This window comes from Nocardia sp. NPDC003963 (assembly GCF_053605105.1).
The window spans coordinates 1-24324 of record NZ_JBSGIP010000032.1 but is presented as its reverse complement, the minus strand read 5'-3'; the positions used below and the strand labels follow the sequence as shown (position 1 = coordinate 24324).

Annotated in this window: 20 protein-coding genes; 7 read left to right on the top strand and 13 right to left on the bottom strand. The window is 69.1% G+C overall.

The features are described 5' to 3' along the window. Window positions 1-7: 7 nt before the first annotated feature. Window positions 8-1741, top strand: a complete 1734-nt coding sequence (glpD, locus tag ACWEWT_RS29700) for a glycerol-3-phosphate dehydrogenase (RefSeq protein WP_452563907.1) — start codon at window positions 8-10, stop codon at window positions 1739-1741. Between the two features lie 29 nt (window positions 1742-1770). On the opposite strand, the gene ACWEWT_RS29695 is transcribed toward glpD, so the two are convergent. From ACWEWT_RS29695 to vapB, 4 genes are all read right to left on the bottom strand, one after another. Continuing rightward, the gene (locus ACWEWT_RS29695) at window positions 1771-1959 is read right to left on the bottom strand and encodes a hypothetical protein (protein ID WP_452563905.1); all 189 of its coding nucleotides are present in this window, start codon (window positions 1957-1959) and stop codon (window positions 1771-1773) included. A gap of 113 nt (window positions 1960-2072) precedes the next feature. Next, window positions 2073-2852: a DNA-formamidopyrimidine glycosylase family protein gene (locus tag ACWEWT_RS29690; RefSeq protein WP_452563903.1), complete on the bottom strand. Its 780-nt coding sequence runs from the start codon at window positions 2850-2852 to the stop codon at window positions 2073-2075. Window positions 2853-2969: 117 nt separating this feature from the next. After that, window positions 2970-7544, bottom strand: coding sequence for an ATP-dependent helicase (locus ACWEWT_RS29685; protein ID WP_452563901.1), 4575 nt, complete (start codon window positions 7542-7544; stop codon window positions 2970-2972). A gap of 46 nt (window positions 7545-7590) precedes the next feature. Further along, on the bottom strand, window positions 7591-7869 hold the full coding sequence (vapB, locus tag ACWEWT_RS29680; RefSeq protein ID WP_452563900.1) for a type II toxin-antitoxin system VapB family antitoxin: 279 nt from the start codon (window positions 7867-7869) through the stop codon (window positions 7591-7593). 100 nt (window positions 7870-7969) lie between these two features. Here vapB and ACWEWT_RS29675 point away from each other — a divergent pair, with 100 nt between their 5' ends. Further along, entirely contained in the window at window positions 7970-8521 is a 552-nt protein-coding gene (locus ACWEWT_RS29675) for a histidine phosphatase family protein (protein ID WP_452563898.1), read from the top strand. A 14-nt stretch (window positions 8522-8535) separates the two neighbouring features. Here the strand turns inward: ACWEWT_RS29675 and ACWEWT_RS29670 are convergent, their stop codons facing one another. Next, complete coding sequence (locus tag ACWEWT_RS29670) at window positions 8536-10341, bottom strand: serine/threonine-protein kinase (protein WP_452563896.1); 1806 nt, start codon at window positions 10339-10341, stop codon at window positions 8536-8538. A 250-nt stretch (window positions 10342-10591) separates the two neighbouring features. Here ACWEWT_RS29670 and ACWEWT_RS29665 point away from each other — a divergent pair, with 250 nt between their 5' ends. Then, window positions 10592-10936: a hypothetical protein gene (locus ACWEWT_RS29665; protein ID WP_452563895.1), complete on the top strand. Its 345-nt coding sequence runs from the start codon at window positions 10592-10594 to the stop codon at window positions 10934-10936. A gap of 14 nt (window positions 10937-10950) precedes the next feature. Here ACWEWT_RS29665 and lat read toward each other — a convergent pair whose 3' ends face one another. Together lat and ACWEWT_RS29655 are read right to left on the bottom strand one after the other, a co-directional pair. Continuing rightward, window positions 10951-12309, bottom strand: coding sequence for an L-lysine 6-transaminase (gene lat / locus ACWEWT_RS29660; protein WP_452563893.1), 1359 nt, complete (start codon window positions 12307-12309; stop codon window positions 10951-10953). A gap of 85 nt (window positions 12310-12394) precedes the next feature. Then, window positions 12395-12847, bottom strand: coding sequence for an Lrp/AsnC family transcriptional regulator (locus ACWEWT_RS29655; protein ID WP_030522498.1), 453 nt, complete (start codon window positions 12845-12847; stop codon window positions 12395-12397). Window positions 12848-12959: 112 nt separating this feature from the next. Between ACWEWT_RS29655 and amaB the strand changes: the two genes are divergently transcribed. Continuing rightward, window positions 12960-14492, top strand: a complete 1533-nt coding sequence (amaB, locus tag ACWEWT_RS29650; RefSeq protein ID WP_452563892.1) for an L-piperidine-6-carboxylate dehydrogenase — start codon at window positions 12960-12962, stop codon at window positions 14490-14492. A 100-nt stretch (window positions 14493-14592) separates the two neighbouring features. Here the strand turns inward: amaB and ACWEWT_RS29645 are convergent, their stop codons facing one another. The 3 genes from ACWEWT_RS29645 to ACWEWT_RS29635 form a co-directional block, all read right to left on the bottom strand. Beyond that, on the bottom strand, window positions 14593-15561 hold the full coding sequence (locus tag ACWEWT_RS29645) for a patatin-like phospholipase family protein (protein WP_452563890.1): 969 nt from the start codon (window positions 15559-15561) through the stop codon (window positions 14593-14595). A 146-nt stretch (window positions 15562-15707) separates the two neighbouring features. After that, complete coding sequence (locus tag ACWEWT_RS29640; RefSeq protein ID WP_452563888.1) at window positions 15708-17492, bottom strand: acetyl/propionyl/methylcrotonyl-CoA carboxylase subunit alpha; 1785 nt, start codon at window positions 17490-17492, stop codon at window positions 15708-15710. A 360-nt stretch (window positions 17493-17852) separates the two neighbouring features. After that, on the bottom strand, window positions 17853-18710 hold the full coding sequence (locus ACWEWT_RS29635; protein ID WP_452563886.1) for a sulfurtransferase: 858 nt from the start codon (window positions 18708-18710) through the stop codon (window positions 17853-17855). A 167-nt stretch (window positions 18711-18877) separates the two neighbouring features. Between ACWEWT_RS29635 and ACWEWT_RS29630 the strand changes: the two genes are divergently transcribed. Continuing rightward, window positions 18878-19843: a helix-turn-helix transcriptional regulator gene (locus tag ACWEWT_RS29630; RefSeq protein ID WP_452563884.1), complete on the top strand. Its 966-nt coding sequence runs from the start codon at window positions 18878-18880 to the stop codon at window positions 19841-19843. Here the strand turns inward: ACWEWT_RS29630 and ACWEWT_RS29625 are convergent. The 3 genes from ACWEWT_RS29625 to ACWEWT_RS29615 form a co-directional block, all read right to left on the bottom strand. After that, on the bottom strand, window positions 19772-20416 hold the full coding sequence (locus ACWEWT_RS29625; protein ID WP_452563882.1) for a Maf family protein: 645 nt from the start codon (window positions 20414-20416) through the stop codon (window positions 19772-19774). The two genes, ACWEWT_RS29630 and ACWEWT_RS29625, sit on opposite strands and share 72 nt — an antisense overlap. A gap of 25 nt (window positions 20417-20441) precedes the next feature. Continuing rightward, a complete protein-coding gene (locus tag ACWEWT_RS29620) occupies window positions 20442-20771 on the bottom strand; it encodes an acyl-CoA carboxylase subunit epsilon (RefSeq protein ID WP_452563880.1) in 330 nt (109 codons plus the stop codon). Between the two features lie 114 nt (window positions 20772-20885). After that, window positions 20886-22526 (bottom strand): acyl-CoA carboxylase subunit beta, encoded by a 1641-nt coding sequence (locus ACWEWT_RS29615; RefSeq protein ID WP_452563879.1) that lies wholly within the window; start codon window positions 22524-22526, stop codon window positions 20886-20888. Between the two features lie 283 nt (window positions 22527-22809). On the opposite strand from ACWEWT_RS29615, the gene ACWEWT_RS29610 reads away from it, so the two are divergent. After that, window positions 22810-22998 carry a hypothetical protein gene (locus ACWEWT_RS29610; protein ID WP_452563877.1) on the top strand — a complete coding sequence of 63 codons (189 nt, stop codon included), beginning with the start codon at window positions 22810-22812 and terminating at the stop codon, window positions 22996-22998. Between the two features lie 61 nt (window positions 22999-23059). Then, entirely contained in the window at window positions 23060-23860 is an 801-nt protein-coding gene (locus tag ACWEWT_RS29605; protein ID WP_452563875.1) for a biotin--[acetyl-CoA-carboxylase] ligase, read from the top strand. Window positions 23861-24324 lie beyond the last annotated feature (464 nt).

Sequence of the window (24324 nt, the reverse complement as noted above, 5' to 3'; positions counted from 1 at the left end):
AGGGATCATGAGTATGGAGTCGGGATCGCAGTTGCTCGGGCCGGATCAGCGTCGTGCGGCGTGGGACCGTCTGGGCAAGGAACATTTCGATGTGGTGGTGGTCGGCGGCGGGGTCGTCGGGGCCGGAATCGCGCTCGACGCGGCGACCCGGGGGTTGCGGGTGGCGCTGGTGGAGGCGCGGGATCTGGCCTCGGGTACCTCGAGCCGGTCGTCCAAGATGTTCCACGGGGGTCTGCGGTATCTGGAACAGCTCGAATTCGGGCTCGTTCGCGAGGCGCTGAAGGAACGCGAACTGTCCATGTCGCGGCTCGCGCCGCATCTGGTGAAACCGCTGCGCTTCCTCTATCCGCTCACCCGGCGCGCGTGGGAGCGGCCCTACGTCGCGGCGGGGCTGTTCCTCTACGACACGATGGGCGGCGCGAAATCCGTTCCGGGGCAGCGGCATCTGAGTCGCCACGGCGCCCTGCGGCTGGCCCCGGGCCTGCGGCGCAACTCGATGATCGGGGGCATCAGCTACTACGACACCGTCGTCGACGATGCCCGTCACACCATGATGGTGGCCCGTACCGCGGCGCATTACGGTGCGGTTATCCGCACCTCCACCCAGGTGGTGGGGTTCCTGCGGGAGGCCGACCGGGTGGTCGGGGTGCAGGTACGCGACAGCGAAGACGGCACCACCGGCGAAGTCCGGGGACATGTGGTGATCAACGCGGCCGGGGTGTGGACCGACGAGGTACAGGCGCTGTCCCAGCAGCGGGGCCGGTTCCATGTGCGGGCGTCCAAGGGCGTGCATATCGTGGTCCCGCGGGACCGGATAGTCAGCGATGCCGCGATCATCCTGCGGACGGCCACATCGGTGCTGTTCGTGATCCCCTGGGGCGCGCACTGGATCGTCGGCACCACCGACAGCGACTGGAATCTCGATCTGGCCCACCCCGCTGCCACCAAGGCCGATATCGACTACCTGCTGGACCGGGTGAACGAGGTACTGGTCACGCCCCTCACTCCTGCCGATATCGACGGTGTGTACGCGGGTCTGCGGCCGCTGCTGGCCGGCGAGAGCGACGAGACCTCCAAGCTTTCGCGCGAGCACGCGGTGGCGCGGATAGCGCCGGGACTGGTGGCGATCGCGGGCGGGAAATACACGACTTATCGGGTGATGGCCTACGACGCGGTGGACGAGGCCGCCCAGGACATCCCGGCCCGGGTCTCCCCGTCGATCACCGAGAAGGTGCCGCTGCTCGGCGCCGACGGATATTTCGCGCTGGTCAACCAGACCGTGCAACTGGCCGAGGAGTACGGGGTGCACCCGTACCGGGTGAAACATCTCCTGGACCGCTACGGCTCGCTCATCGACGAGGTCATGGCACTGGCGGCCGATCGCCCCGATCTCAAACAGCCGATCGCGGCGGCTCCCTCCTACCTCCGGGTGGAAGCGGTATACGCGGCGGCCGCGGAGGGCGCGCTACATCTCGACGACGTACTCGCCCGACGCACCCGGATCTCCATCGAGTACGCGCACCGCGGCGCCGAATGCGCCGACGAGGTCGCCGGGCTCATCGCCCCGGTGCTCGGCTGGAGCGATGCGGAGACCGATCGGGAGATCCGGACCTATCTCGCCCGGGTGGATGCCGAGGTCCGGTCCCAGGCCCAGCCCGACGACGCCTCGGCCGACGCGCTGCGGATCGCGGCACCGGAACCCCGCCCGGAGATCCTGGAACCGGTACCCACCGACGGCTGAACCGTGCCGTAGCGGCGCCGTGCCACCGTTCAGTGCGGAGCGGGGGAGTGGTTCGGCGCCGTGGTGGCCGCCGGTCCCAGCGGTACCGGGGCCGGCGCCTGCCGTGCGGCGGCGGGATGCAGCAGGAAGTAACAGAACACCGCGGTGGCCACTACTGCCAGCACCGCGGAGAGCAGCTTGCCGGTGACGGCGGCCAGGTGGACGGTTCGGGCGTTCATGGGACCTGCTTCCAGTGCGGTACCCGTGTGTCGTCGGAAAGCGGCCGAACATTACTGCGCTCATGGCTGCCGTCACAGAGAGGGCGGCGGCCGGTATGCGCCAGCGTACGGGTTCAGACCGGCAGAACCTGGCATTTCGGGCAGTAGTAGATCCCGCGTTCCCGTCGGCTCACCCGGTCGTAGCCGGGCACGGTTTCGCCCAGCATCTCCACCCGCAGCGAGGTCCCGCATCGCCGGCACGGCCGCGGGGCCCGGCCGTAGGCCAGCGGCCGCCAGGGCGGTTCGTGCGCGGCCCGGTACAGCACCCGATGTGCCTCGTGCACCAGCGCGGACAGATCGTCCACCGCGCCGACCGGGAGTGCCGGATGGACCCGGCGCAGGTAGCAGATCTCGCTCCGGTAGATATTGCCGATTCCGGCCAGATTGCGCTGATCGAGCAGGGCGAGGCCGATCGGCCGGGCGGGATCACGGTTCAGCCGGGCCACCGCCTCCGCCGGGTCCCATCCGGGGCCCAGCAGATCGGGTCCGAGATGTTCGATCGCGCGGTCTTCCTCACCGCGCCGCAGGACCTCCACCAAGCCGAGATCGAACCCGACGGCCTCGGCGTCGGCGGTACCCAGCACGATCCGCGCGGCGACCCGCGGTTTGGTCCAGCGCTGGCCGCATCGGAAGACCCGCCAGCTACCCTCCATCTTCAGGTGGGTGTGCACACTGACGGTCTCGGTGCGGACGAACAGATGCTTTCCGTAGCTGCCGACGCTCTCGACGACCTGGCCGCGCAGATCGACGGTCGCGTAGCGGGGTACCCGGAAATCACTGCGGGTCAGTGTCGCACCGTCGAGCGCGGCCCGCAGGCGCGCGGCCGCGAGGAAGACGACATCACCCTCAGGCATGAGCGACTGTATCTTTCGGTGTCGCCGCCGGCACCGGGGGGGGGGGGCCGGGGCGTGTCGCCGGATCCGATCGCCCGGGTGGGCTCGGATCACCGTGAGTGCTCAATGGTCTCCGATCTATGGCCGGCCGACCGTACGTCGTAGCCGCAGGCCCTGCGGAGTCGAGGCGAAACCGGCTTCGCCGAGGAACGCGGCGAAGGTGTTGCCGTGCACCGATTCGCCGTCGACCCGGTCGATGACCAGCGAATCCGCCCGCCCGGTCCGTACGAGATCGGCCAGGGCTCCGGCCGCGGCCTGCCGGGCGGCGGGATCCTCGGTGCAGGTGAGCAAGGTCTTTCCGCCGCGTTCCAGGTAGAGGACGAGTTCGCCGTCGACCAGTACGACCAGTGCCCCCGCTTTCCGGCCCGGCCGGTGACCGGCGCCGCCCTCGGTTTTGGGCCAGGGCAGCGCGGCACCGTAGGGATTGGCCGGATCGCAGGCCGCCAGCGCGATCGCGGCGCCGGCGGGGCGGCGGTCGCCGTCGAAGGACCGCAGCCGGTCCACCACATCGGTGGTGGAGAACTGGGCGCCGCCGAGCGAATCGACGAAATACCCGCGGCGGCAGCGGCCGCGATCCTCGAACTCGCTGAGCACGCGGTATACGAGTGCGAAACCGCCGGGTACGCCCTCGCTCTGCACCGAGCCCTTGGTGAGGACGCCGTAGCGTTCCAGCAGCAGATCGGCGGTGGCGTGGGCGCGAACCGTATTGTCGGCCGCGCGGTCGGGTAGTAGTGACCAGCGGCCCGCCACGGTCGGCGGGCCGGAACGACTCGGCATCGCCGGCCGGGGCAGGTAGGTGCGGCCGCGGGGTGCGCGCCGCGGGGTCCGGTGCGCGGTCGGGGTCCGGGTCGAGCCCGACAGCCGGGCCCGGACCGGGGCGAAGGTGTCACCGGAGACCAGCCCCGCCCAGACCAGATCCCACAGGGCGGCCGCGACCCCCGCATCGTCGAGCAGGCCCGTCGCGTCCGACAGTTGACGGAAGAAATAGGCGCCACCGCTGTGCGGGACCGGTGGGGCGGTGGCGTCGCCGTCGCCGCCCCCCGGCTCGGTGCGGGCAGGGCCGGCACCGAGCGCGGTGAGCAGGGCGAGATGGGTTGCGGTGAACTCGGGTTCGTCGGCCGGTGGCAGGGTGAGGGGAGCCTGGTCGGCCGGGTGCAGTGCGATCCAGCCGTCCTTGGCGTTGATGACGCCGTGGCCGGACCAGCGGACTTCGCCGGTGGCCATGAGCTCGTCGAGGAAAGCGGGTGAGTAATCGCGGACCCGGGCCGGTAGGAGCAGTGATTCCCAGGCCGACGCCGGGACCGGGACTCCGGCGAGCTGCTCGACCACCGTCGCGACGCCGTCGATACCGCGTAGTTCTCCGGTGCCGATGTGCTGCCAGTCGGGTAGGAAGCGGCCGAAGGTCCCGGTGGATACCGGTTCGACCTCGTGCCGGGCGGCGGCCAGACTGCGCCGCCGCAGCCGTCGCAGGACCTGGGCGTCGCACCATTCCGACCCGCCGGCCGCCGGGGTGAACTCGCCCTCCACCACTCGTTTCTCGGCCACCAGCCGGTGTAGTGCCGAACCCGCGACCGCGATACCCAGCCCGAACCGGTGCGCGACCGATTCCGTGGTGAAGGGCCCGTGCGTCCGGGCGTAGCGGGCCACCAGATCGCCGAGCGGGTCGGGGACCGGTTCGATGAAGGCGGCCGGGGTGCCGATCGGCAGCGGCACACCCAGTGCATCGCGCAGGCGGGCGGCGTCCTCGATCGCGGCCCACCACACCCGGCCCGCATAGGACACCTCGAGCGCGCGCCGCGCGCCGGCCAGTTCGGCGAACCACTCCGCCGGGTCCGCGCGGCAGCGCTGCCGCGCTTCGGCCGCGGTGAGCGGTCCGAGCAACCGCAGCAGATCGGCCAGACCCTCCATATCGCGGGCCTGCCGTTCCGGGGTGAGCCGCTGGAGCTCCAGTTCGACCTGGGCGATGACCTCGCTGTCCAGCAGTTCCCGTAGTTCGACCCGGCCGAGGAGTTCGGCGAGCAGGGTGGAGTCCAGGGACAGCGCGGCGGCCCGGCGTTCGGCCAGAGGGCTGTCGCCGTCGTACATGAACTGGCCGATGTAGTCGAACAGCAGGGCGTTGGCGAACGGTGACGGGGTGGCGGTCTCGACTTCGATCAGCCGCACCTGACGGCGGGCCACCCCGGTGAGCAGATCCCGCAGCGCGGGCAGGTCGTACACATCGCGCAGACATTCGCGCACCGTTTCCAGCAGGATCGGGAAATCCGGGAACTTGCGCGCCACGTCGAGCAATTGGGCCGAACGCTGGCGCTGCTGCCACAGCGGCGCGCGACGTCCGGGATCGCGGCGCGGCAGCAGCAGCGCCCGGGCGGCGCACTCCCGGAAACGGGAGGCGAACAGCGCCGAGCCACCGATCTGTTCGGTGACCAGCTCGTCGATCTCGTCCGGTTCGAAGACGAACAGTTCCGCCCCCGGCGGCTCGTCGGTGGTATCGGGAAGCCGCACCACGATGCCGTCGTCGGAGGCATTGGGCGCGGCGTCGACACCGAAGCGTTCGCGTAACCGGGCGCCCACCGCCAGCGCCCAGGCCGCGTGTACCGGCAGCCCGTAGGGCGAATGCAGGACCAGCCGCCAGTCACCGAGTTCGTCACGGAAGCGCTCGACCACCAGTGTCCGGTCGGTGGGTAACCGGCCGGTGGCCCGGCGCTGATCCTCCAGCAGCGCACCGAGATTGGCGGTGGCATTGGCGTCCAGGCCGGCGGCGGTCGTCTGTTCGGCCAGTGTTTCCGGCGAGCTCTGCGAACCGGCTCGCCGTACGAATTCACCCAGCGCGGCACCGAGTTCGGCGGGCCGGCCGAGCGAATCACCGTGCCAGAACGGCAACCGCCCGGGCTGCCCGAACGCGGGGGTGACCAGTACGCGGTCATAGGTGATGTCCTCGATCCGCCAGCTGGTGGCGCCGAGGGCGAAAACATCGCCGACCCGGGATTCGTAGACCATCTCCTCGTCGAGTTCGCCCACCCGCGAGGCCTTCTCGCCGACCATGTACACCGCGAACATGCCGCGATCGGGGATCGCGCCGCCCGAGGTCACCGCGAGACGCTGGGCACCGGGCCGGCCGGTGAGCGTGCCGGCGTCGCGGTCCCACACCAATCGCGGCCGGAGTTCGGCGAATTCGTCGGAGGGATAGCGCCCCGCCAGCAGATCGAGCACCGCCTCGTAGGAGGAGCGGGGCAGTGACGCGTAACTGCCGGTGCCGCGCACGGTATCGAACCAGGCGTCGACGTCCAGCGGTTCCAGGGCGCAGGCCGCGACCGTCTGCTGGGCGAGGATATCGAGGGGGTGTGCCGGTATCTTCAGCGCCTCGATCTGTCCGGACAGCATTCGCTGGGCGGCCACCGCGCAGTGCACCACATCGGTGCGGTGCTTGGGGAAGAGCACCCCGCGTGATATCTCGCCCACCTGGTGTCCGGCCCGCCCGATCCGCTGTAGCCCACTGGCCACCGAAGGCGGCGCCTCGACCTGGACCACCAGGTCCACCGCGCCCATATCGATACCCAGTTCGAGACTGCTGGTGGCCACCACACAGCGCAACCGGCCGCTTTTGAGGTCGTCTTCGATGAGGGCCCGCTGCTCCTTGCTCACCGATCCGTGGTGGGCGCGGGCGAGCAGTGCGTCGGCACCGTGGTTGACCTCGGTGGACGGGCCGAGCTGCGCGGGTGGCGGGTGGGCGGTTTCGACGGACTCGCCGAGCCGGTCGGCGTAGGTTTCGTTCAGGCGGGCGGTCAGTCGTTCGGCGAGCCGGCGCGAATTGGCGAATACGATCGAGGAGCGGTGTGCCAGCACCAGTTCGACGATCGCCTCGTCCACATGCGGCCACAGCGAGCCGGGCTGGTCCGAATCGCCGGGCTCGGTCATATCCGGGACCGGGACCCGCACCGAGAGGTCGAAGGTTTTGGGTGCCGGCGGGGAGACGATGGTGATCGGTGCCGACCCCACCAGGAACCGGCCCACTTCCGTCGGCGGCCGCACGGTCGCGGAAAGACCGATCCGCTGGGCCGGCCGCTCGGTGAGGGAATCCAGCCGGGCGAGGGAGAGCGCGAGATGCGATCCGCGTTTGGATCCGGCGATGGCGTGGACCTCGTCCACGATGACGGTTCGTACGCCACGCAGGGTCTCCCGGGCCGCGGAGGTGAGCATCAGGAACAGCGATTCCGGGGTGGTGATGAGGATATCCGGCGGGGTGCGCTGTAATCGCCGGCGTTCCTGGGTGGTGGTATCGCCGGAACGGACGCCCACGCTGATATCCGGCGCGGGCAGTCCGAGGCGGCGGGCGGTCTGGCGCACCCCCACCAGGGGTGCCCGCAGATTTCGCTCCACGTCCACGGCCAGCGCTTTGAGCGGCGAGATATAGAGCACCGAGGTACCCGGCTCCGGGGTTTCCGCCGCGGCCAGCCGGTCGATGGCCCACAGGAACGCCGACAGGGTCTTACCGGACCCTGTCGGTGCGATCACCAGCGTGTGCTCACCGGCCGCGATCGCCTGCCACGCCCCCAGCTGCGCGGCCGTCGGCGCGGGGAACGCACCGTCGAACCACTGCTGGGTGGCGGCGGAGAACTCGGTCACGGAACCCAGTGTGCACCGGGGCACCGACATCGAAGCGGACGAGGTTCGGGCCCGGCCCGCCCGGGCGTGGGAACGGTCAGGCCGGGGCCTCGTCGACCAGATGGGGGCCGATGATCCCCGGATCGGCGAATTCGGTCTCGGCGAGGTCGGGGGAGAGCAGATCCGGGGTGTGGTCCTCCCCGATGATCCCGGCCAGCCGGACCAGATCCGCGGTGGTCAGCCCGCCGATCGGCCGGAACTCCCGGCTGAGTCTGCGGCGGAGGAACTCGGTACGGGATATACCCAGGCCATTGGCTTGCCGGTCGATCTCGTCGATGACCGCACCGGGAACGGCACGGATCAGGATATCTGTCATCCTCGATCACCTCCTGCTGGCAGCGGGGCACGATGGGCCGGGAGCCGGTGGTGCTGATGGCCGGCTACCGGTGACAGTCCGGCATTTCTATGCTGCGACGGTGCCTGGTGTTCGAAAACTCGACCTGATCTCCCACGGTGTCACCGAGGCGTCGCGGGTGGCGCGCTTCCCGGCCGACGAACCGCTCACCCCGGCGGGGCGGGCGGCGCTGGCGGACCGGGCGGTCGAACCACCGGCGGGCGCACTGGTGCTCGCGGGCCCGGAGCGGCGGACCGGAGAAACTGCCCGATTGCTGGGCTTGGACGCCGCACCACTGTCGAGGTTACGCGATCTCGACAGCGGCGACTGGCGTGGTACGGAACTCGGCCTGTTGGCGCCGGAGAAATTGGGTCGCTGGCTGACCGATCCGGGGTACCGCGAGCACAATGGCGAATCTGTTCTGGACGTGATCGAACGGGCCCGCGGCTGGCTGGCCGAGGTGGCCGCCGGGGATCGATCGCATACCGTCGCGGTGACACATCCGGCGGTCGTCCGGGCCGTGCTGGTGGTCGCTCTGGACACCGCGCCGGAATCGTTCTGGCGCTTCGATGTGGCGCCGGGTGCCCGGGTCCGGTTGCACCACCGGAGCGCGTGGACGCTGCGACTGAACTGAGCGGCCCGCCCCGGCTACAGAGCGACCGTGGTGCCGAAGGACAGCGGGAAATCGCGGAAGGTGATACTCGCCGGCGCTGCGCCGGCCGGTAGGCCGTAGACGAGGTGGGTACCCAGTGATTCGCCCGGCTGCAGGTTGCGCGGTGCGGCCGCGGCGGCGGCGCGCTGGGCGGTGGCCGTGACATCCGGGCCGTATTTCGCGCCCGCCGTATCGTTGAGCTCCTGCCCGAGCGGCAGGTAGGTCTTCGGCTGGGCGGCGATATTGCGGACGGTGAAGCTGACCACCACGAACGTCCCCTCGGCACGTTCGATCCCGACCGCGCTCACCCCGGTCTCCACATTCAGCACGGCGAATTCGAAACCGCCGTCCCGGACCGCGACGCCCGGATCGGCCACCGTCGCGCTCGCCGGACCGCTGTCCCCGCTGAAGAACCGGATCGACCCGGCACCTTCGACCAGCGCGGCGACACAACCGCCGATCAGTACCAGAGGCACCACCACCAGCACTGTCAGCCACAGCAGCAGCCGCCGCAATCGGCTCTTGCGGCGCCGGGGTGGTTTCGCGCGTGGTGCGGGACGACGGGGCGGGGGTCCCGGATAGTGGGGTGCGGGGCGATTCGGCGCGGCCGGTGGACCCCCGTTGCCCCGGGCGTGCGGTGCGGCGCCGGCGATCTGCGCCGGGCTCCCGGGTCGCATCCCGGTCTCCAACCGGGTATAGGCCCGGGTGGGCGGGTATGCGGGCGCATGCGCCGCCGCGCCGGGAGCGTGTTCGGTGTAGGCGCGGGTCGGTCGGTATCCGGGGGTGGGTGCCGGCCCGTCGGGAGCGTGTTCGGTGTAGGCGCGGGTCGGTCGGTATGCCGGGGTGTGCGCGGGCTCCCCGGGCCGGTACTCGGTATACGCCCGGGTGGACGGGTGAGCGGCCGCGGACCGGTCGTCCAATTCGTAGTGGCGCGTCCCGGGATGCTCCACCTCCTGGACGGTGGGAGCCGCGGGCACAACGCCCGCCAGGGCAGCCGCGGCGGCTCGGGCGAAAACCCCGGCGCTGGGATAACGGTCGTCGGGATCCTTGGCCATCGCACGGGCGATCACCCGGTCCAGTTCCACCGGAATCCCCGGCACCAGGGCGCGCACACTGGGCGGTGTGGTCGTGAGGTGGTCGTGCATCTGCCGGGCCGGATCGGTTTCGCCGAACGGGCGCACACCGGCCAGGCATTCGTAGAGCACGCAGCCGAGGGAGTAGATGTCGGCGCGGGCGTCGGTTTCTCCGGTGAACCGTTCGGGCGCCATATACGCCCAGGTGCCGACGGTCAGACCCGATGCCGTGAGGGCGGCACTGTCGGTACCCCGGGCGATACCGAAGTCGATGAGATAGGCGAAACCGTCGCGCCGGACGACGATATTGGACGGTTTCACATCCCGGTGCACCAGTCCGGCCCGATGCGCGGCATCCAGCGCCGCCGCGGTCTGGGTGACGATATCGACCGCGCGCGCGGGATCCAGCGCGCCGTCCGCGCGCAGGATCCGGCCCAGATCGTCGCCCTCGACGAATTCCATCTCGATGAACAGCCGGCCGTCCAGCGCGCCGTGCGCGTGGATGGGCACGATATGGCTGTCGTGCAGCCGGGCGGCGAGTTCGGCCTCGCGTTCGAATCGGCTCCGGTAGGTCCGGTCGGCGGCGAGTTCGGCGGGCAGCAGCTTCAGCGCGACCAGTCCGCCCGGGCGTCCCCCGGCCGGTTCGGCGTGGGCGAGCCATACCTGGCCCATCCCGCCCTGGCCGAGCAATCGCTCGAGCCGGTAGCGGCCCAATCGCTGCCCGGTCATAACGCACCCTTCTCGATCAACGCCGGCCCGCGGTCCGGGCGGTCGTGGTGATCGGAGGACCCGCCCGGGGGCCGGACTGTACACCGACCCTAATGGGCCCGGACGGCGAAGCCCATCCGTGGTCGCGCCCGGTTGGAGCGCAACGCCGGGCAAACCCGCCCCGGCCTGGCGCCGCGGCCCGGTGTGAGCTTCCCGACCGTCGCCACGAACCGGGCGTGAGCGCCTCGACCGGCTGTGCCAGGGTGTCCGGATGGAGGCGATCGAGATCAACGCGGGCGCATGGTATCTGCGCGCCCTGCGTGCCGACGAGCGGATCGACGACCGGCCCGCGCTGGCCGCGGGCGGGATCACCGATCCGGATTATGTGGCCCGGCGGGGCGCGCAGTGGGCCGAGGAGTCCCACTTCTCCTGGGCGGTCTGCGAACCGACCACCGCGGAACTGGTGGCCGAGGTCGGCGTGACGCCCCGTCCGGACGGGACCGCGGCCGTCGAGGGCTGGGCCCGGCCGGGTCACAAGGCGGCGCTGGCCGTCGCGGCGGCGGCGGTGCGCCGATTCGCCGCGGGCGCGCTGGGTTTGCGTCCCGACCCGGTCTGATCGGGCCGGGAAAGTCAGTCGAGGTCGGTGAGTACGCGGTCCAGTGCGGCCACCGCCGCGGTGAGTTCACCGGGCTCGACGGTCAGCGGTGGCCGGAAGCGGATACCGCGTTCCCCGGTGCCGATCATCAGCACTCGTTCGCGTTCGCGCAGGGCGGTGAGCACGGTATCGCGGAAGGTGCTGTCGGGCAGCGTGACAGCGCACATGAGCCCCCGGCCGCGTGGTTCGGTGACCGCGGGACGGCGATCGGCGAGTTCGCGCAGCAGGTTCAGCAGTGTCCGGCCCTGTTCGGTGGCGCGGTCGACCAGTCCGTCGCGTTCGATCACCTCGAGGATGCGGGTCGTCCGCACCATATCGGCGAGATTGCCGCCCCAGGTGGAATTGAGTCGTGAGGACACCGCGAACACATTGTCGGGGACCTCGTCGAGCCGGCCGCCGGCCATGATCCCGCACACCTGTGTCTTCTTGCCGAAGGCCACCACATCCGGTTCGAGCCCGAGTTGCTGGTAGGCCCAGGTGCTTCCGGTCATCCCGACACCGGTCTGTACCTCGTCGAGGATGAACAGCGCGTCGTTGGCGTGGCACAGTTCCTGGACGGCCCGCAGGAATTGCGGCCGCATATGCCGGTCGCCGCCTTCGCCCTGGATGGGTTCGGCGATGAAGCAGGCGATGCCGTTGGGCCGGTCGGTGAACGCGCGCGTGGCCTGTTCGAGCGCGCGGCGCTCCGCCGCCTCGATATCGATATCGGTTCCGGAGCAGGGGGTTTCGATCCGCGGCCAATCGAACGCGGGGAACCGCGCGGTTTTGACCGGATCGGTATTGGTCAGTGACAGGGTGTATCCGGAACGCCCGTGGAACGCGCCGGTCAGGTGCAGGACTCCCGCCTCGTGGCCGGGAAGGGTTGTCCGGCCGTGCATCTCGTTGTGCCGGCTCTTCCAGTCGAATGCGGTCTTGAGCGCGTTCTCCACCGCGAGGGCGCCGCCGTCGATGAAGAACAGATGCGGCAGGCGGGGATCGCCGAGCACCCGGACGAAGGTGTCCACGAATCGCGCCATCTCGACCGTGTAGATATCGGAGTTGCTCGGCTTGTTCAGTGCGGCCGTGAGCAATTCGGCGCGGAACCCGGCGTCCCCGGCCAGGTCGGGATGGTTCATACCCAAGGCGCTGGAGGCGAAGAAACCGAACATATCGAGATAGTCGGTGCCGTCGCGCGCGTCCACCAGATGGCAGCCGTGGGATGCGCCCAGGTCGAGTACCAGGTCGAAACCGTCGGCGAGCATACTGCCCGACAGGGTCTCGAACACGCGTGATGCGGGGATGCGGCCGTTTGTTCTGCCACCGCCCGTGCCGGAGTGCTCCAGTTCGATGGTCACACTCCGACGGTACGGGACCGGCGACCGGCTTGTCAGGAAGATTTTCTGACAAGTCCGTAACTAAAGGGACTTGTTACGGTATCGACTACTTTTCGTAGAATGTCTGCAGGATTATGGTGCTCCGGGTCCGGACATTGGCCGTCGCCCGGATCTGCTGCAGCAACTGTTCCAGATGCCGCGGCGAGGCCACCCGCACCAGCAGGATGTAGCTCTCGTCGCCCGCCACCGAATGGCAGGCCTCGATCCCGGGCATGTTCTGCAACGCCGCCGGGGCATCGTCGGGCTGGGAAGGATCGAGAGGAGTGATCGCCACAAATGCCGACAACAGCTGTCCCAGTGCTTCGGGGTCGACATTCGCGGTGTAACCACGGATCACGCCGCGCGCCTCGAGCCTGCGCACCCGTGACTGCACGGCGGATACCGAAAGACTCGCCTTCTCGGCCAGATTGGACAGGGTCGCCCGTCCATCGGCCATCAGTTCCCGGATCAACAGGCGATCGATCTCGTCCAGGGTTGGTTTTGCCGGTGTTTCCGCCATCAGCGAAGGCTAACGTAGCGGACACACCGCCGGAACCGTGTTGTGAACGTTCATTCTCCGGCCCCGCAAATCGCACAGCGTATTTCGTCCGGCCGAACCCGAGGAGTTCGCGATGACCGAGACCGACCGAACCGTCACCGTCGGATATGCCGACCGGGCCGCGGTCCTGCTGCGTTCGCTGGAGATCGAGTGCCCGGCGACGGGCGGAATGTTCGTGCACTGCCCGATCGACGGCGAAGTACTGATCGGACTGCGGCCCGACAGTCCCGCCGAGATCGATGCCGCGATCGGGGCGGCGGTAGACGCCTTCGGCTCCTGGCGCCTGGTCCCGGCACCGCAGCGGGCGGCCGTGATCCGTGAACTCGCCGTCCTGCTCCGCCGGCACCAGGACGAACTCGCCGAACTCGTCACTCTCGAAGTGGGCAAGATCCCCGCCGAGGCGCGCGGCGAGGTCCAGGAGATGATCGATATCTGCGAGTTCGCGGTGGGTCTGTCGCGCCAGCTCTACGGCTACACGATGGCCTCGGAACGGCCGGGCCACCGGCTCATGGAGACCTGGCATCCGCTCGGCGTGACCGGGGTGATCTCGGCCTTCAACTTCCCCATCGCAGTCTGGTCCTGGAATACCGCGCTCGCGTTGGTCTGCGGCGATACGGTGGTGTGGAAGCCCTCGGACCGCACACCGCTGACCGCGCTCGCCTGCCATACGCTGCTCCGCCGCGCGGCCGAAACCGTGGGTGCCGATCAGCGGATCCACCAGCTGATCCTGGGCCCGGCCTCAGCCGGAGTCCGGCTGACCGACGACGAACGGATCGCGCTGGTCAGCGCGACGGGGTCGGTGGCGATGGGACGTGCGGTCGCACCGCGGGTGGCCGCCCGGTTCGGCCGTTGCCTGCTGGAACTGGGCGGGAACAACGCCGCCGTGGTCGGCCCCTCCGCCGACCTCGATCTGGCGGTGCGCGGCATCGTCTTCGCCGCCGTCGGCACGGCCGGACAGCGCTGCACGAGTCTGCGCCGGCTCATCGTGCACTCCTCGGTGGCCGACGATCTGACCGGCCGCCTGGTGCGCGCCTACCGTCAGTTGCGGGTGGGCAACCCACTGGATCCGGGTGTCCAGGTGGGACCGCTGTGCGGGCCCGACGCCTGGGCGGGGATGTCGGACGCCCTCACCCGCGCGCGCGGCGACGGCGGTGAAGTGCTGTGCGGTGGCGACCGGGTGACACCCGAGGGCGTGGGGCCGGGTGGGGTCTACGCCGATCCGGCAATCGTGCGGATGCCCGCGCAGACCGAGGTGGTACGCGAGGAGACCTTCGCCCCGATCCTCTACGTGCTCACCTACGACGATTTCGATACGGCGCTGGCCCTGCACAACGGTGTCCCGCAGGGGCTGTCGTCGGCGATCTTCACCACCGATCAGCGGGAGGCCGAACGTTTCCTCGCCGCCGACGGTTCGGACTGCGGTATCGCCAATGTCAATATCGGTACCTCGGGTGCCGAGATCGGCGGCGCGTTCGGTGGTGAGAAACATACCGGTGGCGGCCGCGAATCGGGTTCGGACGCGTGGAAGGCGTACATGCGCCGCGCCACGAACACGATCAACTACTCCACCGAGCTGCCCCTCGCCCAGGGCATCCGGTTCGACTGACCCGAGTTCGCACACTCCCGCCTTCGAACGGTCCGCCTGCGTGGCCGGGCCCGCCCGGTTCCGGAGCGAAGGCGCGCGGCGACCGGTCGGCGACCCGGGGTCAACCGGGCCCCGGCCCGGCGGCGCCGAAGGCGACGCCGTCGACGCGACCCAGTTCGGCGAAGATCTCGGTCACCACGCGGCGGCCGATCTCCATTCCGCGCGCGAGGATGCCGGGATCGGTTTCGACACTGCTGATATCCGGCGACCCGGCCGGTGGATGGATCTGGCACGCGGCCGCGCCCATCCCGGCGATCACCCCGTCCTCCAGCGCCTGTTGGCCCGGCCGTAGCTTCCACGCCCGGTAGGCGCCGGGCGCGATGAACCGCATATAGGTACCGCCGACCACATCGTGCAGCCACGGTGCCGGTGGGCGGCGTTCGTCGGAGCGCCGGGTCCGCAGGATCAGTGCGTGGGTGGCGCCGGCCTTCAGTGCGCTGCGTACCGGGACCGTTTCCGAGAGCCCGCCGTCGAAATACCGTCGCCCGCCGAGTTCTACCGGGGGACCGGCCAGCAGCGGCAGTCCGGAGGAGGCCCGCAGCGCGGTCTGCAGTGTCGCCTTGTCGACGATGAACGGATGCAGGTCCACCGATGCACCGGTGTGGATATCGGTGGCGATGGGATGGAAAGTGGTCTCGTTGGCCAGGATCGCCGGGAAATCCATCGGATGCAGTCCGTCGTACACCTTGTGGACCAGATAGTTCAGGTCGAACGCGGGCCGGCCGCGCAACATCCGGGCCGGATCGATGGCCCGGCGCATGATCGCCGCGTCGGTCCAGGCCTTCAGCCCCCGGCCCGCCCGGCCGCACAGCAGCCAGGCCGCGTTGATCGCTCCCGCCGAGGTGCCGTACACGGCGTCGAAGACGCCGGCCAATCCGAGCTCCTCCAGCGCGTGCACCATGCCGCTGGAATACACCCCCCGGCTGCCACCACCCTCGACGACGAGGACGAGCCGACGACCGTCGGCTCGGCTACCGGATGCGAAACGGTCGCGGATCACCTCCGCGACCGTCGGTTGTCCTGGACTCACCAGGTCACCATACGCCGGGGCGGGTGCGGGCCATCGGCCGCGCACCCGCCCCGGAGCACTGTGCATCTACTGTTGGCTCGCTGGTCGGCATGCTGTCGCATACCGGTCGCGGCCCACGGCGAGGCGGCCGCGCCGCCGGGCCGGTTTTACTTGATCTCGGCGAGAACGGTGCCCTGGGTGATCGCGGCACCGGCGGCCACACTCAGCCCGGTCACCACACCGGCCTTGTGCGCGTTGACCGGGTTCTCCATCTTCATGGCCTCGAGCACCACGATCAGATCACCCGCCTCGACGGTCTGGCCTTCCTCGACCGCGACCTTGACGACCGTGCCCTGCATGGGCGCGGTGACGGCGTCACCGGAAGCCGCGCCGCCACCGGCACCACCGCGGGTACGCGGCTTCGGCTTCTTGCGCACCGCGCCGACCGCCGGAGCGCCCGATCCGACCGAGAACTGGCCCGGCAGCGAGACCTCGACCCGCCGGCCGCCGACTTCGACCACGACCTTCTGCCGCGGCTCGTCGTCCTCTTCGGCCGGAGCGCCGCCGGTGAAGGGCTCGACGGAGTTCTTCCACTCCGTTTCGATCCACTTGGTGTAGACATCGAACGACTCACCGTCGCCGACGAAGGCGGGATCCTCCACGATCGCCCGGTGGAACGGAATGACCGTGGCCAGCCCGTCCACATGGAATTCGGCGAGCGCGCGCCGGGCCCGCTCCAGGGCCTGCGTCCGGTTCTCGCCGGTGACGATCAGCTTGGCCAGCATCGAGTCGAACTGGCCGCCGATCACGCTGCCGGCCACCACACCGGAGTCCACGCGCACGCCCGGGCCGGTGGGCTCGGAGTACTCGGTGACCGGTCCGGGGGCGGGCAGGAAGCCGCGGCCCGCGTCCTCGCCGTTGATCCGGAATTCGAAGGAGTGACCGCGCGGGGTCGGATCCTCGGTGAGTTCCAGCTTCTCGCCGTTCGCGATGCGGAACTGCTGGCGGACCAGGTCGATACCCGAGGTCTCCTCGGTGACCGGGTGCTCGACCTGCAGGCGGGTGTTCACCTCGAGGAACGAGACGGTATCGCCCTGCACCAGGTATTCGACCGTGCCGGCGCCGTAGTAGCCGGCCTCTTTGCAGATGGCCTTGGCCGACGCGTGGATCCGGGCGCGCTGGTCGTCGGTCAGGAACGGGGCGGGAGCCTCCTCGACCAGCTTCTGGAAACGGCGCTGCAGCGAGCAGTCGCGGGTACCGGCGACGATCACATTGCCGTGCTGGTCGGCGATGACCTGGGCCTCGACGTGGCGGGCCTTGTCCAGGTACTGCTCGACGAAGCATTCGCCGCGACCGAAGGCGGCGACCGCCTCACGGGTGGCCGATTCGAACAGTTCGGGAATCTCTTCGATGGTGTGCGCGACCTTCATACCGCGGCCGCCGCCACCGAACGCGGCCTTGATCGCGACCGGTACGCCGTACTGCTTCGCGAACTCGACGACCTCGTCGGCGTTCTTCACCGGGTCCTTGGTACCCGCGGCCATCGGCGCCTTCGCCCGTTCGGCGATATGGCGTGCGGTGACCTTGTCACCGAGGTCGCGGATCGACTGGGGCGACGGGCCGATCCAGATCAGCCCGGCGTCGAGGACGGCCTGGGCGAACTCGGCATTCTCGGAGAGGAAGCCGTAACCCGGGTGGATGGCATCCGCGCCGGATTTGGCGGCGGCATCCAGAATCTTGTCGAAGACGAGGTACGACTCCGCGGAGGTCTGGCCGCCGAGGGCGAAGGCTTCGTCGGCGAGCTTGACGAAGGGTGCGTCGGCATCGGGTTCGGCGTAAACCGCGACACTGCCGAGACCGGCGTCCTTGGCCGCCCGGATAACGCGCACGGCAATCTCGCCTCGGTTAGCTACGAGTACCTTCGTGATCCGCGCGCTGGCATGGCTGGGCACTGAGCCTCCTGTGTGCAATCTCTTTGTTCGATGTGCGGGATGGGCCGCGCTTCGGCTCCGCTCCCGCGGATCGGGGTCCGCTGTCCGGCTTCCGAAGGTTCGGATCGCTTGGTGGGGCTCCGGGTCCGTGGGTTCGGATCCGCTACGCGGGCTCCGCGCCCGTGGTCGACACTAACTGTCTCGGGGCGAGTGTAGGCAGTCTGCCAACAAAGGCGGAACTCGGATAGGGCTACCGGGGAGTAGGTCCCAGGTCACAAACGTTCCTACCTGCGCATGTGGAAAACTCTCGGACCGCCGGTGCCGCTGCGCCCGTTCGTATCCCTCCCTTTCCGGTGTAAAGTCCGCGCCGGACCGGGCCGCTCATACACCACCCGTCACGATCGGCATCCGGACCGAATTCCCCCACTCCGTCCACGAGCCGTCGTAGTTGCGTACCGACTCCCGTCCCAGCAGATACTTCAGTACGAACCAGGTGTGGCTCGAGCGTTCGCCGACCCCGCTGTAGACGGTGAGTGGGCCCGCGTCGATACCGCCGTAGATCTCGTCCAGTTCGGCCCGGCCGCGGAAACGGCCGTCGATGGCGAGTGCGCTGGTCCAGGGGATGTTGACGGCAGTGGGGATATGCCCGCCGCGCAGTGCCGTGCCCGGACCGCCCGCACCCGGGTCGCCCGCGTACTCGTGCGGGGAACGCACATCCACCAGCGGATCGCCGAGATGGTCGAGGACATCCTCGCGGAAGGCCCGGAACTTCCGGTCGTCGCGTTCGGTGTCCGGGTACCGGCTGCGGGTGGGTTCGGGGGTTTCGAAGACCGTATCCCGGCCCTCGCCGATCCACGCGTCGCGGCCGCCGTCGAGCAGGCGGACGTCCGCGTGGCCGAACATGGTCAAAACCCACAGTGCGTGGGCGGCGTGGGAGTTACCGTCATTGCCGTACAGCACGACGGTGTCGTCGTGTTCGACGCCCTGGGAGCGCATGAGTTCGGTGAACCGTCCGCCATCGATATAGTCACGGGTCACCGGGTCGTCGAGGTCGCTGCGCCAGTCGAGCTTGCTGGCACCGGGAACATGGCCTATGCCGTAGAGGAGGACGTCGGCATTACATTCGATGATCTTCAGTCCGGGCGTGCCGAGGTTTGCCGACAGCCATTCCGTGGTTACCAGACGGTGTGGGTAAGCATAGGAAGCGAAGGCGGGATATGGGTCCGGGGCGACGGGCACGTTCGGGTTCCTTCACAGGAGGCGGGCAGTGCTGACGACAGGTTCGAGCCGCACTGTGGATAGTAAGTGTGACTTGTCGTGAACTTGTCGCAGAGCACAGAGTCGGTGCAATGGGCGATTTAATCGCACATATCTCCGATAAAGTCTCCCCGAAGGAGGGGTGAGCTATGTCTGATTCTTGGCCGCGGCGGCGCCTGCTCGCGATCCTCCGCGGCGCGAGCGAGCCCCTCGACGCACAGCAGCTGGCGCAGATCACCGGTCAGCATGTCACCACGGTGCGGTTCCATCTCGACATCCTCACCCGGGAATCACTGGTCCGGCAGTTCCAGCAACCGCCGCGCGGCCGGGGCCGACCACGGATCGGGTACAAGGCTGTCCAGCGGACCATCGGATACCAGGACCTGGCCCAGGTGCTGGCCGATCAGCTGGGGCCGGACGCGGAGCGGCAGGCGGCCGCGGGTCTGGCGGCCGGACGGGCCTGGGGCGACAAGCTCGATACGGCCGGTGAGCCGGTCGAATCGATGCGCGATGCCAAGGACCGTGTCGTCTCGCTGATGTCGGAGCTGGGTTTCGCCCCCGAACGGGACGGGCGCGAGGCCGCGCGCGACCCGGAGGAGAGCGCGGTGGTCCGGTTGACGGCGTGTCCGCTGCGCGATCTGGCGCGGACGCATACCGAAGTCGTGTGCGGGGTGCATCGCGGGCTCCTGGCGGCGCTGCTGGAGCGTTCCGGAGCGCAGGGCACGGTCGAGGCCGAACTGGTGCCGTTCGTGTCCGAGGAGACGTGTGAGGTGCGGTTGCGGCGGATCGCCGCGCCACCGGATCGGAACCCGGCTCCCGAAGCGGCCGAGCCCGCCGCGCGCCGGCGGCCGCAGCCCGGCCGGATCGACCCGGCCGCGGGGCAGGCCGCGCGGTTGTCCCGGGTCTCGGGGCAGACGGTGCCGCCGGGCAGCCAGCTGCCACCCGCGTCCGCCGCGCTGGATTCCGACCCGTTCCCGGCCGCTACCGGGCCGCTGACACCCGCTCGGCAGCAGGGCGGCCGGTCGTTCCGCGGCGGTCCGCCGTCAGGAGCGGTCGGTCCACAGCTGGGCGACGCCGACCCCCACTTCCTGGAGCAGTCGGCGCAGCAGTGGTAGGCCGATCCCGACGACGCTGGAGGGATCACCGTCGATCCGGTCGACGAACCAGCCGCCGAGGCCGTCCAGGGTGAACGCGCCGGCCACCTGCAACGGTTCGCCGGTGGCTATATAGGCGTCCAGTTCGGCGGGATCGGGTTTGCCGAAGTGCACGGTGGTGGCACTGCAGTCGACGGCCTCGGCGGTGACGGCACCGTCGCGCAGGCGCAGTACGCAGTGCCCGGTCACCAGATCCGCGAAATGACCGGCCATCGCCTGCCAGCGCGCCAGCGCCACCTCGGGTGTATGTGGTTTGCCCTGTAACTCGCCGTCGATCAGCAGCATCGAATCGCAGCCGACCACGACGAGATCGGATTCGCCCTCCGCGGTTCCACCGGTCAGGGTGGCCGCGACGGCCCGGGCTTTCGCCCGGGCCAGTTCGACGACCACTTCCTGCGGTCCGGTATCGGCCGGTAGGGCCGCCGCTACGGCGTCCTCGTCCACGTCCGATACCCGGACGACGGGTTCGATACCGGCGGCGCGCAGCACCGACCGGCGGGCAGGTGACGCGGAAGCGAGTACCAGCCGGGTCACGTCTGGGGATCTCCTGGGATAGGTGTCAGAACCGCAGATGTGACAGCTGCGGGTACGAGTACGGCGAGAACGGGGAGTTCCCGCGGTGCAGCAGTGTCGCCTGGCCCCACAGATCCTGCGGGCCGGAATCGGCGGGTGCCGAACCTGCGGCGGCGGCGGCGGTGAACACGCATACCAGTGCGGCGATCTCCGCGTCGGTGGGTGCGCCCTTCTCGATCACGAGGAACGGCTTCTCCCCGTTCGTCGCGGCGGCGGCACCCGCTTCGGCTTCGGTCGCGGTATCGACCGGCACATCCCTGGTGGCGAGGTCCAGTTCCGCTGCGACCAGTACTTCTTCTTCTGCCACGATCGTCACAGTGCCAGATCCTCTCTCTTGCCTAGAGCGGGCTCGCGCTGTTCAGCGAGCCGATCTTCGCTCACCGATCGCATACCCGAAACCAGTGTGCGGCCTACTGAGGGTATCGCCGGATCACAGCGGGATGTTGCCGTGTTTCTTCGGGGGCATGGTGACCATCTTCCGCTCGAGCAGCCGCAGCGCGGAGACGATCTGGCCGCGAGTGTGCGACGGCGGGATCACCGCGTCCACGTAACCGCGCTCGGCGGCCACGTACGGATTGACCAACGTGTCCTCGTACTCGTTCTGCAGCTCCAGACGCAGTTTGTCCACGTCGGACCCGTCGCGGGCGGCCTCGGCCAGCTTCTTGCGGTACACGAACCCGACCGCGCCGGACGCACCCATCACGGCGATCTGAGCGGTGGGCCAGGCCAGGTTCACATCGGCACCCATATGCTTGGAACCCATCACGTCGTAGGCGCCACCGTAAGCCTTGCGAGTGATGATCGTGATTTTTCCCACAGTGGCCTCACCGTAGGCGTAGAGCAGCTTGGCGCCGCGCCGGATGATGCCGTTGTATTCCTGGTCCGTACCGGGCAGGAAGCCGGGGACATCGACCAGGGTGATGATCGGGACGTTGAACGCATCGCAGGTGCGGACGAAGCGCGCGGCCTTCTCCGAGGCGTCGATATCGAGGCAGCCGGCGAACTGGGTCGGCTGGTTGGCGACGATGCCGACGCTGCGGCCGTCGACCCGGCCGAAGCCCACGATGATGTTCATGGCCCGCTCGGCCTGGATCTCGAGGAACTCGTCGTCGTCGAGCAGCCGACGGATGACCTCGTGCATGTCATAGGGCTGGTTCGGCGAATCCGGGATCAGGGAGTCGAGCTCGAGATCCTCTTCGGTGAGCGATTCCTCGATCGCGCCGGTGATGGGATCGGAGGCCGGGAAGCGCGGTGCCTCGGCGCGATTGTTGCTCGGCAGGTAGGACAGCAGATCCTTGACGTAATCCAGGGCGTCCTGTTCGCCGGAGGCCACATAGTGCGCGGATCCCGACTTCACCATATGAGTGTGGGCGCCGCCCAGCTCCTCCATGGTGACCTCTTCGCCGGTGACCGTTTTGATGACATCCGGTCCGGTGATGAACATCTGGCTGGTCTGGTCGACCATCACCACGAAATCGGTGAGCGCGGGGGAGTACACGTGTCCGCCCGCGGCGGCGCCCATGATGAGCGAGATCTGCGGGATCACGCCGGAGGCCTGGATATTGCGGTGGAAGATCTCGCCGTAGAGGCCGAGCGAGACCACACCCTCCTGGATGCGGGCGCCGGCGCCCTCGTTGATACCGACCAGTGGCCGGCCGGTCTTGAGCGCCAGGTCCATGACCTTGACGATCTTTTCGCCGTAGACCTCGCCCAGGCTGCCACCGAACACGGTCACGTCCTGGCTGAAGATGCACACCTCGCGACCGTCGATGGTGCCGTAGCCGGTCACCACGCCGTCGCCCAGCGGGCGCTGCTGGTCGAGCCCGAAGTTCACGCTGCGGTGCCGGGCCAGGGCGTCGAGTTCGACGAAGGAACCCTCGTCGAGCAGGGCGAGAATGCGCTCCCGCGCGGTCATCTTGCCCTTGGCGTGCACCTTGTCGATCGCGGCCTCACCCATCGGATGCTGGGCTTCTTCCAGCCGATTCCGCAGGTCAGCCAGTTTGCCGGCGGTGGTGTGGATATCGGGCGCACCTGCCGAATCCGGCGTGGGCTGCTGCTGGACACTCGTCATGGGTCGGAGTGTAACCAGAGCCGTACCGGACTGTTAACCCAGATCCAGCTACTGGTGAGTAGAACCCGGTCGAGAAAACCCCAGGTGGGCAAGTCGTCGCCGGTTCATATGTGTACCGGGAATCGCGGTGAACGTCCACTCGGCGCGCACGGTGAACCCTCACAAGATTACCGCGTCCGGGTCCTGGACGCGCGCCCGGGAATTAAATCGCTTTCGTGGAACTGGACTGGGCAATACCCTTGTAGCAGGCCACTTTTGGAGCACAGAAGGGGGGTGGCCTGCTATGTGGCATTGGACAACTCGAATCGGCGAATTCCCGGAGGCCGTCGCGTTCACCCGGGTTACCGAACCGGAGCCCACCATCACCGAAACCGTCACCGCGACCGAGGCCGGAACCGAGGAGACCGAAACCGTGGAAAACGACGCACTGTGCGAAGTTTCCCGGCCCAACGGTTACGACCTCGTCGGCTAGACCCGGAGGTCACCGCACCCGGCGTGCGGTGACCACCGGCCCGGCCGGATAACCTGCCCTCGTGCAGAGGCCACCGTTGGACGTCGAACATCTGCGGCGAGCGCTGACCGGGACCCCGGAACTGGCGTTCTACACCGGAATCGACGTGATCGAATCGACCGGATCCACCAACGCCGACCTGATCGCGCGCGCGGCCGACCCCGAGGTGGACCGCGTGGTCCTCGTCGCGGAGGCGCAGCAGAGCGGCCGCGGCCGGCTCGCCCGCGCGTGGGCGAGCCCGCCCCGCGCCCAGATCTCGCTGTCGCTGCTCATCCGGCCGGACGGCCTCGATCCCGAAACTCTCGGCTGGCTACCGCTGCTCACCGGGATCGCCGCGGTCGACGCACTCACCACGACCGCCGAGGTATCCGCGGCGCTGAAATGGCCCAACGATGTCCTGATCGAAGGCCGCAAGGTCGCGGGGATCCTCGCCGAAGTCGCGGCCGGCGGCCCCCGCCCGGCGATCGTCGTGGGAATCGGCATGAATGTGAGCCTCACCGCCGACGAACTACCGGTCCCGCACGCGACCTCGCTGCTCCTCAGCGGCGCCACCGATACCGACCGCACGCGTCTGGTGCTGTCGTTCCTCACCGAATTCGCCCGCCGCTATACGCGGTGGCAGGAATCCGGCTGGGCGAGTGGGCCGCTCGCCGACGCCTACCGGGAGCGCTGCGCGACGCTGGGGTCCCGGGTTCGGGCGGAACTGCCGGGAGGCGGGGTACTGACGGGTATCGCGCGCGATATCGATTCGGCGGGACGGTTGCTCATCGACGATCGAGCGGTCGCTGCGGGGGATGTGACGCATCTCCGGCCGGGGGAATGAGATATCGGCCGGGCGGTGGGGTGGGGTTCGGACGCTGTGGGGGTGTCCTGGTCGACGGGTGGTTGTTGTGAGGGGTGGGGGAAGTTTGCTGGTGGGGTGGGGATGAGCTCGCTGGTCGGGGCGGGAGTGAGTCGGGGCGGGAGTGAGCTTGCCGGTGGAGGTGGGAGCTGAGTTCGCCGGTGAGGTGGGAGCTGAGCTTGCTGGTGAGGTGGGAGCTGACCTTGCTGGTGAGGTGGGAGCTGAGCTTGCTGGTGGACAAGAGGTGAGCTTGTCGGTGGAGGTGGGGGATGTGGGGTTGCTCGTGAAGGTGCTGTGTTTTTGGCGCCGCCTTCGGCGTCGCGGGGGTTGAGGCCCCCTGGTGTCCCGCCGTTCAGGCCTCGAGACTCGCGCTTCGCGCATGCGCTTCGAGGCCTGAACGGCGGGACGGGCCTCAACCCTTGGAGGTGTCTCGTAAGACTCGACTC